18 protein-coding genes and 1 tRNA gene are annotated in these 14,624 nt (G+C 66.5%); 7 read left to right on the top strand and 12 right to left on the bottom strand.

Features of this window, described 5'->3' with window-relative positions; translation table 11 throughout:
* Positions 1–39 precede the first annotated feature (39 nt).
* Positions 40–870 (top strand): aldo/keto reductase, encoded by an 831-nt coding sequence (locus ACI2JO_RS09475; protein ID WP_404720455.1) that lies wholly within the window; start codon positions 40–42, stop codon positions 868–870.
* Here the strand turns inward: ACI2JO_RS09475 and ACI2JO_RS09470 are convergent.
* Positions 867–1,763, bottom strand: a complete 897-nt coding sequence (locus ACI2JO_RS09470) for a LysR family transcriptional regulator (RefSeq protein ID WP_404720454.1) — start codon at positions 1,761–1,763, stop codon at positions 867–869. The genes ACI2JO_RS09475 and ACI2JO_RS09470 overlap by 4 nt on opposite strands.
* 92 nt (positions 1,764–1,855) lie before the next feature.
* Here ACI2JO_RS09470 and ACI2JO_RS09465 point away from each other — a divergent pair, with 92 nt between their 5' ends.
* Positions 1,856–2,719 (top strand): aldo/keto reductase family oxidoreductase, encoded by an 864-nt coding sequence (locus ACI2JO_RS09465; protein WP_404720453.1) that lies wholly within the window; start codon positions 1,856–1,858, stop codon positions 2,717–2,719.
* On the opposite strand, the gene ACI2JO_RS09460 is transcribed toward ACI2JO_RS09465, so the two are convergent.
* Complete coding sequence (locus tag ACI2JO_RS09460; protein WP_404720452.1) at positions 2,720–3,031, bottom strand: ArsR/SmtB family transcription factor; 312 nt, start codon at positions 3,029–3,031, stop codon at positions 2,720–2,722.
* 131 nt (positions 3,032–3,162) lie between these two features.
* Here ACI2JO_RS09460 and ACI2JO_RS09455 point away from each other — a divergent pair, with 131 nt between their 5' ends.
* Positions 3,163–3,897, top strand: a complete 735-nt coding sequence (locus tag ACI2JO_RS09455; protein WP_404720858.1) for an SDR family oxidoreductase — start codon at positions 3,163–3,165, stop codon at positions 3,895–3,897.
* Positions 3,898–3,944: 47 nt separating this feature from the next.
* Here the strand turns inward: ACI2JO_RS09455 and ACI2JO_RS09450 are convergent, their stop codons facing one another.
* Entirely contained in the window at positions 3,945–4,670 is a 726-nt protein-coding gene (locus tag ACI2JO_RS09450) for an SDR family oxidoreductase (RefSeq protein ID WP_404720451.1), read from the bottom strand.
* A gap of 149 nt (positions 4,671–4,819) precedes the next feature.
* Between ACI2JO_RS09450 and ACI2JO_RS09445 the strand changes: the two genes are divergently transcribed.
* Together ACI2JO_RS09445 and ACI2JO_RS09440 are read left to right on the top strand one after the other, a co-directional pair.
* Positions 4,820–5,716: an AraC family transcriptional regulator N-terminal domain-containing protein gene (locus ACI2JO_RS09445; RefSeq protein ID WP_404720857.1), complete on the top strand. Its 897-nt coding sequence runs from the start codon at positions 4,820–4,822 to the stop codon at positions 5,714–5,716.
* Positions 5,717–5,992: 276 nt separating this feature from the next.
* Positions 5,993–6,750, top strand: a protein-coding gene (locus ACI2JO_RS09440; protein WP_404720450.1) for an IS5 family transposase whose coding sequence is annotated in 2 segments (ribosomal slippage) — positions 5,993–6,326 and positions 6,326–6,750 — 759 coding nt in all. Because the reading frame shifts where the segments join, the coding sequence is not laid out codon by codon here.
* Between the two features lie 403 nt (positions 6,751–7,153).
* On the opposite strand, the gene ACI2JO_RS09435 is transcribed toward ACI2JO_RS09440, so the two are convergent.
* Positions 7,154–7,228 (bottom strand) — tRNA-Gln (locus ACI2JO_RS09435).
* A 36-nt stretch (positions 7,229–7,264) separates the two neighbouring features.
* A complete protein-coding gene (locus ACI2JO_RS09430) occupies positions 7,265–8,368 on the bottom strand; it encodes a branched-chain amino acid aminotransferase (RefSeq protein WP_404720449.1) in 1,104 nt (367 codons plus the stop codon).
* Between the two features lie 62 nt (positions 8,369–8,430).
* Here ACI2JO_RS09430 and ACI2JO_RS09425 point away from each other — a divergent pair, with 62 nt between their 5' ends.
* Complete coding sequence (locus tag ACI2JO_RS09425) at positions 8,431–8,919, top strand: MarR family transcriptional regulator (RefSeq protein ID WP_404720448.1); 489 nt, start codon at positions 8,431–8,433, stop codon at positions 8,917–8,919.
* A gap of 105 nt (positions 8,920–9,024) precedes the next feature.
* Here the strand turns inward: ACI2JO_RS09425 and ACI2JO_RS09420 are convergent, their stop codons facing one another.
* The 5 genes from ACI2JO_RS09420 to ACI2JO_RS09400 form a co-directional block, all read right to left on the bottom strand.
* On the bottom strand, positions 9,025–9,810 hold the full coding sequence (locus ACI2JO_RS09420; protein WP_404720447.1) for a pyrroline-5-carboxylate reductase family protein: 786 nt from the start codon (positions 9,808–9,810) through the stop codon (positions 9,025–9,027).
* 7 nt (positions 9,811–9,817) lie between these two features.
* Complete coding sequence (locus tag ACI2JO_RS09415) at positions 9,818–10,327, bottom strand: YbjN domain-containing protein (protein ID WP_404720446.1); 510 nt, start codon at positions 10,325–10,327, stop codon at positions 9,818–9,820.
* Between the two features lie 61 nt (positions 10,328–10,388).
* Positions 10,389–10,649: an accessory factor UbiK family protein gene (locus ACI2JO_RS09410; protein ID WP_404720445.1), complete on the bottom strand. Its 261-nt coding sequence runs from the start codon at positions 10,647–10,649 to the stop codon at positions 10,389–10,391.
* Between the two features lie 27 nt (positions 10,650–10,676).
* On the bottom strand, positions 10,677–11,231 hold the full coding sequence (locus ACI2JO_RS09405) for a TspO/MBR family protein (protein WP_404720444.1): 555 nt from the start codon (positions 11,229–11,231) through the stop codon (positions 10,677–10,679).
* 64 nt (positions 11,232–11,295) lie between these two features.
* Entirely contained in the window at positions 11,296–12,039 is a 744-nt protein-coding gene (locus ACI2JO_RS09400; RefSeq protein ID WP_404720443.1) for a TlyA family RNA methyltransferase, read from the bottom strand.
* Between the two features lie 203 nt (positions 12,040–12,242).
* Here ACI2JO_RS09400 and ACI2JO_RS09395 point away from each other — a divergent pair, with 203 nt between their 5' ends.
* Positions 12,243–12,905 (top strand): RBBP9/YdeN family alpha/beta hydrolase, encoded by a 663-nt coding sequence (locus ACI2JO_RS09395; protein ID WP_404720442.1) that lies wholly within the window; start codon positions 12,243–12,245, stop codon positions 12,903–12,905.
* A 71-nt stretch (positions 12,906–12,976) separates the two neighbouring features.
* Here ACI2JO_RS09395 and ACI2JO_RS09390 read toward each other — a convergent pair whose 3' ends face one another.
* Entirely contained in the window at positions 12,977–14,167 is a 1,191-nt protein-coding gene (locus ACI2JO_RS09390; RefSeq protein ID WP_404720441.1) for a phosphoglycerate kinase, read from the bottom strand.
* Positions 14,164–14,622: an MOSC domain-containing protein gene (locus ACI2JO_RS09385; RefSeq protein ID WP_404720440.1), complete on the bottom strand. Its 459-nt coding sequence runs from the start codon at positions 14,620–14,622 to the stop codon at positions 14,164–14,166. Before ACI2JO_RS09385 ends, ACI2JO_RS09390 begins: the two co-directional genes overlap by 4 nt.
* Between the last annotated feature and the right edge of the window lie 2 nt (positions 14,623–14,624).

The following is a 14,624-nucleotide window of genomic DNA, read 5'->3' as shown; positions in this document are numbered from 1 at the left end:
CCCTTGGTCCGATACGCCATGTCGGCCGTTGACCGCCGCATGAAAACGATCCGCTTCGCAGACGGCACGACCGTCCCCGCGCTCGGCCAAGGCACCTGGATGATGGCGGAAGACCCTGCCCGCCGATCGGACGAGATCGCCGCGCTGCGCGAAGGGCTGTCGCTCGGCCTGACCCTCATCGATACCGCCGAGATGTATGCCGATGGGGAGTCCGAACGCCTCGTCGGCGAGGCGATCGCGAGCGTGCGCGACGAGGTGTTCCTCGTCAGCAAGGCCTACCCCCAGAATGCCTCACGCGATCGATTGTCCCGCGCCTGCGAGGCGAGTCTCGACCGCCTCGGCACCGACCGGCTCGACCTCTACCTGCTGCACTGGCGGGGCAACGTGCCGCTGGCTGAAACGGTCGAGGCGATGGAGCGACTGGTCGCGGCGGGCAAGATCCTGCGCTGGGGCGTCAGCAATCTCGACACCGACGACATGGAAGAACTCGTCTCCAGCAGTGACGAGGGGTGCCAGACCGACCAGATCCTCTACAATTTGACCCGACGCGGTCCGGAATATGACCTGATCCCGTGGCTTGCGCAGCATCGCATGCCGGTCATGGCCTATAGCCCGGTCGAACAGGGTGGCCTGTTGGCGCATCCCGGGCTTGCTGCCATGGCCGGGAACCGCGACGTTACACCCGCGCAGCTCGCCCTTGCCTGGCTTCTGGCACGGGACGGCGTCCTGCCGATCCCCAAGGCCGGATCGGTCGCCCATGTTCGAGACAACCGGGCGGCGCTGGACCTCACACTGTCCGAAGCCGAACTCCGACGTCTCGACGACCTGTTTCCGCCCCCACACGGTCCCGAACCGCTCGCGATGCTCTAGCCGCGGATGAAGTCGATGAATGCGCGCAGCGGCGGGGGCACCAGCCGACGGTCCGAATAATAGAGGAACGGGCCGGAGAAGGACTGCCACCAATCCGGCAGCACCGGTTCCAAAGCGCCACTCGCCAGCGCCGGCGCGAGCCAATCCTCGAACAGGTGGATGATGCCGCCGCCCGCCGCCGCGACATCGACTAGCAGGTCCACCGCACCGGCGACGCTGGCGATCAATGGGCCCTGCGGCTCGATCCGGACGATCTCGCCGTCGCGCTCAAATTCCCAGGGGCTGGTCAGCACGCCGCTCGTGAAGCGGCCGCGCAGGCAGGCGTGGTCGAGCAGATCGCGCGGATGGTCCAGGCGCCCGCGTGCTTTGAGATAGGCTGGTGCCGCCGCCGTCGCGAATCGTTGGATGCGCGGGCCGATCGGCACAGCGATCATGTCCTGCTCCAGCCGCTCGTCATAGCGGATGCCGGCATCGCAGCCTGACGCGACCATATCAACGAGGATGTCCTCGGCCATGATCTCAACCTGAATATCGGGATAGGCGGCGAGAAAGCCGGGGAGGATCGCCGGCAGCACCAATCGCGCCGCGCTGACCGGCACATTGAGCTTGAGCGTGCCCGCCGGCCGGTCGCGGAACAGGTTCACAACGTCGAGCGCCGCTTCCACCTCGCCGAGGGCTGGCGCCAATCGCTCGATCAGCCGCGTCCCCGCCTCGGTCGGTACGACGCTGCGCGTGGTGCGATGGAGCAGGCGGACGCCCAGCCGCGCTTCCAGTCGCCGCACCGCTTCGCTAAGCGTCGAGGCGCTCGACCCGACGGTGCGCGCCGCATCGCGGAAGCCGCGCGCCTGCGCGACCGCCAGGAGTGCGTTAAGATCGGCAAGGTCCGCCTTCATCGTTCGGTTTTCCGTACAGCCCGTGCGGATCACTCCGGCTTATCGTGATGATCCGCAAGCCGTATCTCGGGGCCAGCACGAGGAGAATGACGATGACGATCGATCAGGCAGGCACCTATTCCTTCGCCGGACGCGCCGTGAAGCAGCTTGGCTATGGCGCGATGCAGCTCGCCGGACCCCGCGTGTTTGGCCCGCCGCGGGACCATGATGCGGCGCTCGCCGTGCTTCGCGCGGCTATCGAGGCTGGCGTCAACCACATCGACACCAGCGACTTTTATGGCCCGCACGTCACCAATCGGCTGATCCACGAAGCGCTGTCCCCTTACCCCGACGACCTGCTGATCGTGACCAAGATCGGCGCGCGGCGCGGGGACGATGCATCCTGGCTGCCCGCGTTCGCGGCGGACGAGCTGGCCCGCGCGGTCGAGGACAATCTGACGAACCTTGGGTTGGAGACGCTCGACGTCGTCAACCTGCGCCTGATGTTCGATGTCCACGGCCCCGCCGAGGGATCACTCGCGGCGCCGCTCAAGGCGGTGGCGGATCTCCAGCGGCAGGGGCTGGTGCGCCATATCGGGCTGAGCAACGTGACGCCGACACAGTTCGAGGAAGCCCGCGACATCGCCGAGATCATTGGCGTCCAAAACCAATACAACCTCGCCCACCGCGACGACGATGCCTTTATCGACGCGCTGGCGGCGGAGGGTATCGCCTATGTCCCCTTCTTCCCGCTTGGCGGGTTCAGCCCGCTCCAGTCGGCGGCGCTCTCCGACGTAGCCGCGCGGCTCAAGGCCACGCCGATGCAGGTGGCGCTCGCCTGGCTGCTCCAGCGCTCGCCCAACATCCTGCTGATCCCGGGCACCTCGTCGGTGGCGCACCTCCACGAGAATCTCGCCGCGGCATCGCTGACGCTGCCCGAGGATGCAGTGGCCGAACTCAATGCGATCGGCGGGTAATCAGGCCGATCGGTTGGCCAGCACCGCGTCGAGCAGGCCGGGAAAGCGCCGGTCGAATTCGGCGCGGCGCAGCGTGTTGATCATCTCGCGCCCGGCTTGCGTCGTCTCGATCAGCCCCGCCCCGCGCAGCAGCTTCAAGTGGTTGGACAGGGTGCTTTTCGGAATGGACTCGCAGGGCGCGGCCTCGGTGCAGCTCAGCCGCTCGGTCGCGGCGAGCCGCGCCACCATGGCCAGCCGATTTGGATCGGCCAGCGCATGCAGCGCCAGATCGAGCGGAACGTCTTCCAGCCGGGGATGGGTGAAGCGGGCCATGCGCCAGATATAGGGGACGACACTAAATTTAATAGTTCGGGATTATTGAACTGTTGAAGCATCACTCCATCTTCCGCCTGCCGACAGCGCACGATGCCGTGATCGCGGGCCAGTATTTCTGGAGAATATATATGTCGATTCAGGGCAAGACAGCGCTCGTCACCGGCGGATCGCGCGGCATCGGAGCGGCGATCGCCAAGCGGCTGGCGGTCGACGGCGCGACCGTGGCGATCACCTATGCCGGCAACAAGGCGGCGGCCGACGCCACCGTGGCGGCGATCGAGAGCGCGGGCGGCACCGCCTTCGCCTTCCAGGCCAACGCCGCCGATCCCGCCTCGCAACGCGCGGGCGTCGAACAGGCCGCCGCTGCCCTGGGTGGGATCGACATCCTCGTCCACAATGCCGGGGTGGCCGAATTCTCCGCCGTCACCGAGGATACGGACGAGACCTACGACCGCCAGTTCGGCGTCAATGTGAAGGGCCTGCACGTCGGCACCCGCGCCGCGCTGCCGCATCTTCGCGACGGCGGCCGCATCATCCTGATCGGCAGCATCTCGGGCGAAATGGCCTTCCCCGCGACCACGGTCTACAGCGCGACTAAGGCAGCCGTCGCGGCGCTGGCACGCGGCTGGGCCAAGGACCTCGCGCCGCGCAATATCCTGGTCAACACCGTCCAGCCGGGGCCGATCGACACCGACATGAACCCCGCCGACAGCGAATTCGCGGGGCAGGTTCTGCAAGCGATCCCGCTCGGCCGCTATGGCAAGGTCGAGGAAATCGCGGGTGCCGTCGCGTTCCTCGCCGGACCGGATGCGAGCTATATTACCGGCACCACGCTCAACATCGATGGCGGCGCGACGGCCTAAGGGATAGCACTGGCGTGCCGGCCGCAAGAGCCAGCACGCCGATGGCTTTACATGTCCGCCGCGGTCGGGCGGACTATGACCTCGTTGATGTCGACGCTCTCGTGCTGCTCCAGCGCATAGCGGATCGCCCGCGCGATCGCATCCGGGGTCAGCGCCTTCTTTCGCCACCCCGTCAGAGCCGTTGCGACGTCGGGATCGGTGATGTCGTGGCCCAGTTCGGTGGCGACCACGCCTGGTGAGATCAGCGTCGACCGAATCTCGTCATGCTCCTGCCGCAACCCCTCGGTGATGGCCCGCACCGCATGCTTGGTCCCGCAATAGACCGCCGCGGTGGGCATCACCATGTGCGCGGCGACCGAGGCGACGTTGATGATATGTCCGGACTTCTGCGCCACGAACCGGGGCAACACGGCGGCGATGCCGTTGAGAACGCCGTGGATATTGACGTCGACCATCCGCTTCCACTCATCCCGCTTCAGCGCGGCGAGTGGCGACAGCGGCATCACGCCGGCATTATTGACCAGCACGTCGACCCGCCCAAACCGCGCTTCGGCGGCCTCCACGAAGGCGTCGAAGTCGGCCCCGTCCGTCACGTCGAGCGTGCGCCACGCGACGGTCTCGCCCAGTTCCTCGGCCAGTGCCTGCAACCGTTCTGCGCGACGCGCGCCGATGAAGAGGCGCGCGCCGGTCGCTGCCAGTTCGCGCGCCGTGGCCTCGCCGATCCCGCTCGACGCGCCCGTGATGAGGACGACCTTGTCGATGCTCGCTGTCATGATGCTTTCCTTACCTTGAAGTGACAGCCGGCAAGATGGCGCCGCGGCTTCAACCAGCGGTAGAGCGATCGTCCAAACGCTTTGCACGATCCTCCAGAACCAGCTCTGCCCGCTTGCGCATGTCGACGGGCTGACGGATGACGATCGGCATGGACCGGATCACCGAACTTGCTGCTGTCATCGATCGTCATGTCGCCGGATCAGGCATTTGCATGACCGCAATGCCGCATGTGTCACTGATCCGGGCGGATCAACCGAGCACCCCGACGCCGGCTGTCTACGAGGCATCGCTTTGCCTGATTGCCCAGGGATCGAAGCGCGTCTCGATCGGCGACCATAGCCTCGTCTACGACGCCGCGCATTATCTCCTAGTCTCCGTCGACCTCCCGCTGGTCGGCCACGTGATCGATGCCAGCCCCGACCGCCCGTATCTCTGCTGCAAGATCTACCTCGATCCCGCAATGCTGTCCGACCTGATGGTGGCGGAGGGCGGCGTTGTGCCGCACACCGACCTGCCGGTCCTAGGCGTCTATCCCAGCGACCCCTACCTGATCGACGCCGCATGCCGGCTGGTCGGACTGCTTGACCGGCCGGACACGATCCGCGCCCTGGCGCCCCTGATCGAGCGGGAAATCCTCTACCGACTGCTCACGGGGCCGCACGGACCGATGCTTCGCCACCTCGTGACAGCAGGTAGTCACCTCAACCAGATCAGCCGCGCCATCGCCGTGATCCGTCGCCGGTTCGACGCGCCGATCCGCATCGAAGAGGTCGCCGCCGAGGCGGGCATGAGCCCCTCCTCGCTTCATGCGCATTTCAAGGCGATCACGCGCATGACCCCGCTCGAATATCAAAAGCAGTTGCGCCTGCAGGAAGCGCGCCGGCTGATGCTGGTCGGCGGCGCTACGGCGGGCACGGCGGGCTTCGCGGTTGGCTATGAAAGCCCGTCGCAGTTCAGCCGCGAATATCGCCGCCTGTTCGGCGCACCGCCGCGCCAAGACATCGAACGGCTGCACACCGCCCCTTCGGCGGGGATCGCCCTCTGATTTTGACCGACGCTAGCAATGATTCATCGCGATTGTTGCGCTGATTGTTGCGCTCCGTTGGCGTTTGTCGCCGCACAAGCAGAATGACCCACTGCCGGACGTTCAAGCTCCCTTTTCTGTTCACCAACGTCGGACACTCGTTCACCGCATCAAGAGATAGGTCTGCCGACCCGCGTCTTGTCCGCGATTGTCCGAACCCGCTGGACAGCTGCACTAGGGTCAGGACCCATTGATGTGAGCGTCGTGATCTGATTCAGGCTCCGCAAGGAGACCAGAATGAGCGACCTGTTTTGGTTGACGGATGAGCAGATGGAGCGGCTGCGGCCGTTCTTTCCCAAGAGCCACGGCAGGCCTCGGGTTGACGATCGGCGGGTGCTGAGCGGCATTGTGTTCGTCAACCGTAACGGGCTGCGCTGGCGTGATGCAACCAGCGCCTACGGCCCGCTTAAGACGCTGTACAACCGCTGGAAGCGCTGGGGCGACGCGGGCGTGTTCACGCGGATGATGGAAGGGCTTGCTGCGGCAGATGCCGAGCCACAGACCGTGATGATCGATGCGACCTACCTCAAGGCGCACCGCACGGCATCGAGCCTGCGGGTAAAAAAGGGGATCTCGGCCGCCTGATCGGGCGCGCCAAGGGCGGCATGAACACCAAGCTCCATGCCGTTGACGATGCGAACGACCGCACGTTGAGCTTCTTCATGACCGCCGGACAGGTGAGCGACTACACCGGCGCGGCAGCGCTGCTCGACGACCTGCCGAAAGCGAATTGGCTGCTCGGCGATCGCGGCTATGACGCCGACTGGTTCAGGGATGCTCTCCAGGCCAAGGGCATCCAGCCCTGCATTCCCGGTCGCCGATCGCGCAACGTGCCGGTCAGATACGACAAGCGCCGCTATCGACGACGTAGCCGCATCGAGATCATGTTCGGACGCCTCAAGGACTGGCGTCGCGTCGCCACCCGCTACGATCGCTGCCCGACCGCCTTCTTCTCCGCGGTCGCACTCGCTGCCACCGTCATCTTCTGGCTGTGATCAACGAGTCCTGACCCTAGCTTCCTCCATCCTGGCTTGAGGCAATGCTAGTGATGCGGTTAGGGGGTCAGCGGAGGATTGTAAGCCGCTTAGCGCTTCAGCACGCCTCTCCGCCATTGCTTGCGCGCGTTCGCTCCGAACAGTGAGTGCGGTAAGTTCGCTATTCCGACGGCCGATCTCAGACCGCAGGTAATCCTCCAGACCGGAGATGCGCGCCGTGGTCCAAAGGGAGACCACTGCGACGGCTAAGCCGCCAAAAGTGCCGAGCACATTGAGCCAATCACGGAACGCCTGACCGCTGTGTCGAAGCCGGCTCACCCGAGCGCGAATCGCTCAATAAAGCTGCCCCACACCACCGCATGAACTCCTCGCAAAGCGGTGACTTTGGGCGGTTTTCTTAAACTGGCTGGGGCGGCAGGATTCGAACCTGCGAATGCCGGTACCAAAAACCGGTGCCTTACCGCTTGGCGACGCCCCAATGAGCCGCGCGCCTTAGCGGGGCGCGCGGGAAAGCTCAACCGATACGATGCAGCCAGCCGTGCGAATCTTCGGCACGGCCCCGCTGGATCGCGCTCAGCCGCTCGAGGAAATGCGCGGTGAGCTGGCCGGTGCCGCCGCTGCCGATCGTAAATTCATAGTCTGGCCCCGCGACACGCCCGATCGGCGTCACCACCGCGGCGGTGCCGCAGGCGAAGCTCTCGACCAGCCGGCCACTCGCCGCGTCAGCCCGCCATTCCTCGATCGCATAGGGCTCCTCTTGCACCGCAAGCCCCTGGTCACGCGCGATGTGCAGGATCGAGTCACGGGTGATGCCCGGCAGGATCGTACCGGTCAGCGGCGGGGTACGAAGCGAGCCGTCCTCGAAGACGAAGAAGATGTTCATGCCGCCCAGCTCCTCGATCCAGCGCCGCTCGGCGGCGTCGAGGAACACCACCTGATCATAGCCGCGGCGGATCGCCTCCTGCTGCGCGATCAAACTAGTGGCATAGTTGCCGCCACATTTGGCCGCCCCGGTGCCGCCCGGTGCCGCGCGGGTATAGTCGTGGCTCACCCACAGCGACACGGCGCGCGCGCCGCCCTTCCAATAGGCGCCGACCGACGAGGCGAGCACCATGTAGAGATATTCGGCGGACGGCTTGACGCCCAGAAACGCCTCCGACGCGATCATGAACGGGCGCAGGTAGAGCGAGCCGCCCTCGACGCTCGGCATCCACTCACGCTCGGTCAGCACCAGCTGCTCGACCGACTCGAGGAACAGCTCCTCGGGCAGATCAGGCATCGCCATCCGTCGTGCCGAGGCGTTGAAGCGGCGGGCATTCGCCTCGGGACGAAACAGCGCCAGCCCGCCGTCCTCAAGCCGATAGGCCTTCAGCCCTTCGAAAATCTCCTGCGCGTAATGGAGTACCGAGGAAGCCGGATCCATCGTCAGCGGCATCCGCTGCGAAATCCGGCCGTCGTGCCAGCCGCGCCCCTCCGAATAATGGAGCACCGCCATGTGATCGGTGAACACGCGCCCGAAGCCGGGATCGACCAGCCGCGCGGCGCGCTCATTGGCGGAAACGGGCGACGGATGCGGTTCGAACGCGAAGTTCACAAGACCTCCAGAGATCGCAGGCACGCGACCGTTGGTCGACGCGCCGGGGTTGCAGCGGCCTAGGGCGGATGGCAAAGCGGGTCAACATGGCTGCCTCAACGCATTCCGCCTCGCCGCTTTTCCTGCGCGAAACCGAGATTCGTCGCGGCCTGGAGCTGCTGTATTTCGGCAACGCGCACATCACGCGGTCGATCGATCGCGGCCTTTCGCGGCAGGGACTGGGGCGGGCGCACCATCGTGCGCTCTATTTTATCGCGCGCAAGCCCGACATGCCGGTCAGCGACCTGCTGGCGTTGCTGGCAATCACCAAGCAATCCCTGGGACGCGTGCTCAACGAATTGATGGAGCGCGGGCTGGTCGAGACGCGTGCCGGCGATCGCGACCGGCGGCAGCGACTGCTGCGGCTTACCCCGGCGGGCGCCGAGCTGGAGGGCAGCCTGTACGAAGCGCTGCGCGAGAAACTCTCGGCGGCCTATTCGCGCGCTGGACAGGGGGCGGTGACCGGATTCTGGGCGGTGCTGGAGGGGCTGATTCCCGAAGACGAGATCGCGCGAGTCGAGGCGCTGCGCGGGTAGCTAGTTCACCACCCATCGCTCGTCACTGCAAGCGCAGCGACGCGACGATGGTTCAAGATCCTGCTTTCGTCGCTTCGAAACGCGCTGGCGAAGCAGCGAAAGGCCTTACCCTCTCGCCATCTCCGCACCGCGCTTCGCGGAGGCGGTGAGCGTGCGTTCGAGCAGCGGGACAAGTCCCTCCGCCTCGTCGAGGACGTTGAGACCCGCGCGGGTCATCCCGCCGGGGCTCGCCACCGCATCGGCCAGCACGCCGGGGCTGCGATCGCTCGCCGCCACCATCGCCGCCGCGCCTTCAACCGTCGCCAGCGCCACCGCCGCTGCCTGCGCCGAGTCGAGCCCGATCGCGACGCCGCCTGCGGCCATCGCATCGACGAATCGGAACAGGAACGCGGGGCCGCACCCTGATAGCGCACCGGCAGCGGCGAAGCGTGCAGCGTCGTCGAACCATTCGACCAGACCCAGCGGCGCCATCAACCGGTCGACCGTCGCGTGGGAATCCGCCGGCGCGTCAGGCGCATGAATCGCGACGACCCCCCTCCCCAGCTCAACCGGCAAATTGGGCATCGTCTGGATGGCGATCGGGCCGGGAAAAGCGGCGGACAGGCGTGCGGGATCGGGGCCGGCAAGCATCGACACCAGCAGCGGCGCACCGCGTACCCGCTCGCGATGCACCGCGGCCACCTCGTCGAGCTGCTGCGGCTTGATCCCAAGCACAACCACATCGGGCGGCGGGCCGTCGGGCAGAGTCCGCGCCTGACGGACGTCGCCGGGCAGCGCGCGATCGTGCCTGTTCACGACATCGACATCCGCCGCCGCGACCACACCGCTCTCAAGCCAGCGCCGCAACATCGCCGAGGCCATGTTGCCGCAGCCGATCATCCAAAGTCGCATCCGCGCCTCAGGCCTCGCCCTGTGTCTCTACCATCGCCGCGGCGATCGCCTCGGTTGGCGACTTACCGCCCCACAGCACGAACTGGAACACGGGATAGAAGCGTTCGCACTCATCGATCGCCGAGTCGATCAGCAGCTCGGCGGTCGCCAGCGACATCGTCGCCTCACCTTCACGCGTCTCGATCGCGGTCGCGCAACGATAGAGCAGGATGCCGCTCGACGACCACATCTCGAAATGGCCGAGCCACAATTGCTCGTTGATGAGACCCAGCGTCTCGTAGATCTTGCCGCGCCGTCCCTCGGCGACCTTCACGTCCGGGAAGGTCAGCAATTGCACCACGCCATCGTCCTCGCGCCACAGCGCGCGAAGTTCATATTCGGTCCAGCTACCCTTTACCGTCGCGGTGATCTCATCCTCGTTCCGCTCGCACGGCCAGCCGTGCGCGAGGAAATAGGATTCGAGCATGTCGAGCGGGGCTTCGGGCTCGGAATATTGGTCGGCTTCGTCAAGCATCATGATCTTATCGCACGACCGCCGTCGCGCGTCATCCCCGGCAACGGCTTCGGCAGGTGTGGCGTCAGGCGGACGGGCGCGTCGCGAGCGCCGCTTCGAGCTTCTCAATCCGCGCACGCAGCGCGTCATTCTCGTCGCGCGCGGCGACGGCCATCGCCTTTACCGCCTCGAACTCCTCACGCGCGATGAAGTCGAGCCCGCCGATCCACTCGCGAGCGCGGGCGCGGGCATTGGCCTCAGCCTCGCGGCCCATGCCGGCGATTGTTCCGGCAGCGCCATTGAACAGCTTGGCGACGTCGCCGAACAGATGGTTTTCGGATTGCATGGCGAATCGTCCTGCAGGAGCAAAAGGTCAGCGGATCACTTGGGATGCCGCGGGCGCTTGCACAACCCGTTCCGCATCCGGATTGAGCTGGCCGATCTGCCAGTTGAGCGCGCCGGCCACGCACAGCCACGCCATATACGGTACCATCAGCCAGGCGGCGACGCGGCGAATCTGCGCGAAAACAATTGTGGTGAGTATCGACAGGCCGAGAATTGCAACGATCAACAGGAACGCCGCCGCGATGCGGTGCGCACCGAAAAATACCGGCGTCCAGGCAAGATTGCCCGCCAGTTGCGCGATGAACAAGGCGATGCCGAGCCCGCGCAGCCGCGCGCCGCGCGCGCTGAGCACCAGCGCAATGGCAATCCCCTGCATCACATAGAGCGAGGACCATACGACCGGGAACGCCCAGCCCGGAGGGGTCAGCTCCGGCTTGGCGAGCACCGCATACCATCCATTCTGATCGCCTGATGGCACGGTGCGCCCGGACAGAAAGCCGAGCAGCAGCACCGCCGGAACCGTCACTGCGGCATAGCGAAGGAACGACGCGCGCAATTGTTCTCTCGATGCCAGCTCGCCCATGCTCACTCCCTCGCCAAGTGGTCCCGCACCAACATGCCGCAAAGCGCTTCATCACGCGACGGGTTCATCCGCGATGCGCCGCGAGCAGGAATTCGACATTGCCTTCCGGGCCTGTGATCGGGCTTTCGGTCACGCCTTCGACCCGCCAGCCACCCGCGACGAACCAGTCCGACACCTCGCCGCAGACGCGCGCGTGGATCGCCGGATCGCGCACCACCCCGCCTTTCCCGACCTCGCTGCGTCCCGCCTCGAACTGCGGCTTGACCAGCACCAGCGCGCGCCCGCCATCGCGTACGAAGCCGAGCGGCACCTCCAGCACCTTGGCCAAGCCGATGAAGCTGGCGTCGCAAACGACCAGGTCGATCGGCTCGGGAATGTGCGTGGCGGTCAGGACGCGGGCGCTGGTCTGTTCGTGAACGATTACCCGCTCATCCTGCCGCAGCTTCCACGCGAGCTGGTTGGTGCCGCTGTCGACCGCAAAGACGCGCGCCGCGCCGCGCGTGAGCAGCACGTCGGTGAAGCCGCCGGTCGACGAGCCGACGTCGATCGCCACCGCGTCGGCGACGTCCCAGCCGAAATGGTCGAGCCCGTGTGCCAACTTGATCCCCCCACGCGACACCCACGGATGGTCGCGTCCGCGAACATCCAGGAGGGTATCGATGGCGACCGGCTGCCCCGGTTTCTCGATCTTGCGGTCGCCCGCGAACACCAGCCCCGCCATCACCAATGCCTGCGCGCGGGTGCGCGACTCGACAAGGCCGCGATCGACCAGCAACTGATCGACCCGCTGTTTTGTTGGTGCTGACATACCTGACGCTATCGCGCGCACGACGCCGCGCCGCAAGCGGCGGCAACGCCTCATCGCGCCACTCGCTCGATCCATGCGATTTGCTGCGCTGCACGATTGCCTATCAGTTTAATGGGGATTATTTGTCTATTGAGGCTGCGGCACGCCCGACCCCTAGACTGAGCCGCGGCCTCGCCCCGATTGCACGCAACAGGAGGTACGTCATGGGACATGCCAACTACGATCTGTCGGTTCAGCCGACCGTGCTGACCGTTCCCGGGCTTGGCGGATCGGGCCCTGCGCACTGGCAGACGTTGTGGGAGCGCAGCCGGCCCGATACCGCGCGGATCGAACTCGGAATGTGGGACCGTCCGCATCGCAACAGCTGGGTCACGAAGATCGATCAGGCAGTGGCCTCCGCGCGCGCCCCGGTGATCCTCGTCGGCCATAGTCTGGGCTGTATCGCGATCGCCTGGTGGGCGTCGATGAGCCCGCAGCCTTATGGCTGGCCGGTCGCAGGCGCGCTGCTGGTCGCGCCGGCCGACGTCGACCGTGCCGGCGTGGCGAGCGAGTTGGCGCCGTTCGCACCGGCACCGAAACTCGCGCTTCCCTTCCCCTCGATCCTCGTCGCGTCGAGCGACGATCCATGGGTGTCGACCGAGCGCGCGCACAGCTTGGCGGTCGATTGGGGCAGCCACTTCATCGATTACGGCGCCTATGGGCACCTCAACGCCGCGAGCGGTCTGGGACAATGGCCGGACGGGCTGGAATTGCTCGACCGCGTGCTGGCGGCGGCGGGTGGCCCGCATGGTGAGGTTCGCTCACCGGGGGACGCACGCGCGATCCTGTCGCGGCCTGTGGACGACGGTCGCCGCCTTCACGCCTGACCTGCGTCTTGCCGAACTGATGCATTTGAGCCGCGTCGGCCCGGGCTTGACCCGGGGCGACGGTGGGCGGCTCAGCGGGTCAGCGCGGCGACCCCCGGCAATTCGCGCCCTTCCATCCACTCCAGGAATGCACCCCCGGCAGTTGAGACGAAGGTAAAGGAATCGGCAGCACCAGCCTGATTGAGCGCGGCAACCGTGTCGCCGCCGCCCGCCACCGACACCAGCCCGCCTTCCTTGGTCAGCGCTGCCGCAGTGCGCGCCAACGCCACCGTCGCGGTGTCGAACGGCGGCGTCTCGAACGCACCGAGTGGCCCGTTCCAGACAAGCGTCCGGCAATTCTTGAGCACATCGCCCAGCGATTCGGTCGCCGCCGGCCCAACGTCGAGGATCATCTCGTCTGCGGCAACTTCGTGAACATTCACCGTGCGGGTCGCCGGGTTCGGCTTGAATTCCTTCGCGACGACGACGTCGTACGGAAGGTGGATCGTGCAGCCCGCCGCCTCGGCCGCATCGAAGATTTCGTCGGCGGTGCCGGTCAGTTCATGCTCGCACAGGCTCTTGCCGACATCAACGCCACGCGCGGCGAGGAAGGTGTTGGCCATGCCGCCGCCGATGATGAGGTGATCGACCCGCGTGACCAGATGCTTGAGCACCGCCAGCTTGGTCGACACCTTTGCGCCGCCCACCACCGCGGCAACCGGATGCTCGGGCTTGCCGAGCGCCTTCTCGAGCGCATCCAGCTCCGCCTCCATCGCACGGCCGGCGAAGGCCGGCAGCCGGTGCGCCAGCCCCTCGGTCGAGGCATGCGCGCGGTGCGCGGCCGAGAAGGCGTCGTTGACGTACAGGTCGCCTAGCGCCGCGAACCGCTCGACCACCGCCGGCTCGTTCTTCTCCTCGCCGCCGAAGAAACGCGTATTCTCCAGCACGCCGATGTCACTCGGCTGGAGCGTCGCGATCGCCTCCGCCGCGCCCTCCCAATCGATATAGCGCACCGGACGACCGAGCACCGCCTCATACGGCTTGACGATCTGTGCCAGCGACAGCTCGGGCGAAGGCACGCCTTTGGGTCGCCCGAAATGGGCCAGCACCAGCACGATCGCGCCCTTGTCGGCCAGCTCGGCGACCGTGGCCACCGTCGAGCGCAGCCGCGTATCGTCGCTGACCTGCCCATCGTGGAGCGGGACATTGAGGTCCTCGCGCACCAGCACGCGCTTGCCGGTGACGTCGCCGATATCGTCGAGCGTCCGGAACGACTTGGTCATGCTTCCTCCATCCTGATCTCGTCGCCGACCGCGATCCGGCCGCCGCTTATCACCATTGCGCACGCGCCGCCGCGCCAGTCGGGCGTCATCGCCGCGCGCAGTCCGTCGGCCAGCGCCTCCATCCGTTCGCACGGATCGCATTCGCGCGTAATCTCCAGCACGACATCCGCGCCGATTCGCACACGGACACCGGCGGTCTGCGGCAGGTCGAACCCGTCGACCAGCAGGTTGGCACGTCGCTGTTCCCAGCCAATCGTATGCCCGACCGCGCCCATCACCGCCGCCCAGTCGCCACGCTCGATCAGCGTCACCTGCCGCTTGTAGGGCTTGCCGCGCATCGCACCGCGAAAGTCACCATGGATGCCGCCATCCAGGGTGACCTCGACATGGTCGACCAACTCCATCGGCGCGCGCGACCGGGCGTGGCGCGCGATCCCGAGCAACACCCCAGCCATCG

It is taken from the genome of Sphingomonas sp. NPDC079357 (genome assembly GCF_044901155.1).
Taxonomy (GTDB): Bacteria; Pseudomonadota; Alphaproteobacteria; order Sphingomonadales; family Sphingomonadaceae; genus Sphingomonas.
The sequence above is the reverse complement of the archived record's forward strand: the minus strand, read 5'-3'. Positions and strand labels throughout refer to the sequence as shown.

Excerpts from the sequence above, each read along its gene's own strand:
- ACI2JO_RS09475 (WP_404720455.1), top strand. The coding sequence starts at position 40 with ATGAAAACGATCCGCTTCGCAGACGGCACGACCGTCCCCGCGCTCGGC.
- ACI2JO_RS09470 (WP_404720454.1), bottom strand. The coding sequence starts at position 1,763 with ATGAAGGCGGACCTTGCCGATCTTAACGCACTCCTGGCGGTCGCGCAG.
- ACI2JO_RS09465 (WP_404720453.1), top strand. The coding sequence starts at position 1,856 with ATGACGATCGATCAGGCAGGCACCTATTCCTTCGCCGGACGCGCCGTG.
- ACI2JO_RS09460 (WP_404720452.1), bottom strand. The coding sequence starts at position 3,031 with ATGGCCCGCTTCACCCATCCCCGGCTGGAAGACGTTCCGCTCGATCTG.
- ACI2JO_RS09455 (WP_404720858.1), top strand. The coding sequence starts at position 3,163 with ATGTCGATTCAGGGCAAGACAGCGCTCGTCACCGGCGGATCGCGCGGC.
- ACI2JO_RS09450 (WP_404720451.1), bottom strand. The coding sequence starts at position 4,670 with ATGACAGCGAGCATCGACAAGGTCGTCCTCATCACGGGCGCGTCGAGC.
- ACI2JO_RS09445 (WP_404720857.1), top strand. The coding sequence starts at position 4,820 with ATGGACCGGATCACCGAACTTGCTGCTGTCATCGATCGTCATGTCGCC.
- ACI2JO_RS09425 (WP_404720448.1), top strand. The coding sequence starts at position 8,431 with ATGGCTGCCTCAACGCATTCCGCCTCGCCGCTTTTCCTGCGCGAAACC.
- ACI2JO_RS09420 (WP_404720447.1), bottom strand. The coding sequence starts at position 9,810 with ATGCGACTTTGGATGATCGGCTGCGGCAACATGGCCTCGGCGATGTTG.
- ACI2JO_RS09415 (WP_404720446.1), bottom strand. The coding sequence starts at position 10,327 with ATGATGCTTGACGAAGCCGACCAATATTCCGAGCCCGAAGCCCCGCTC.
- ACI2JO_RS09410 (WP_404720445.1), bottom strand. The coding sequence starts at position 10,649 with ATGCAATCCGAAAACCATCTGTTCGGCGACGTCGCCAAGCTGTTCAAT.
- ACI2JO_RS09405 (WP_404720444.1), bottom strand. The coding sequence starts at position 11,231 with ATGGGCGAGCTGGCATCGAGAGAACAATTGCGCGCGTCGTTCCTTCGC.
- ACI2JO_RS09400 (WP_404720443.1), bottom strand. The coding sequence starts at position 12,039 with ATGTCAGCACCAACAAAACAGCGGGTCGATCAGTTGCTGGTCGATCGC.
- ACI2JO_RS09395 (WP_404720442.1), top strand. The coding sequence starts at position 12,243 with ATGGGACATGCCAACTACGATCTGTCGGTTCAGCCGACCGTGCTGACC.
- ACI2JO_RS09390 (WP_404720441.1), bottom strand. The coding sequence starts at position 14,167 with ATGACCAAGTCGTTCCGGACGCTCGACGATATCGGCGACGTCACCGGC.
- ACI2JO_RS09385 (WP_404720440.1), bottom strand. The coding sequence starts at position 14,622 with ATGGCTGGGGTGTTGCTCGGGATCGCGCGCCACGCCCGGTCGCGCGCG.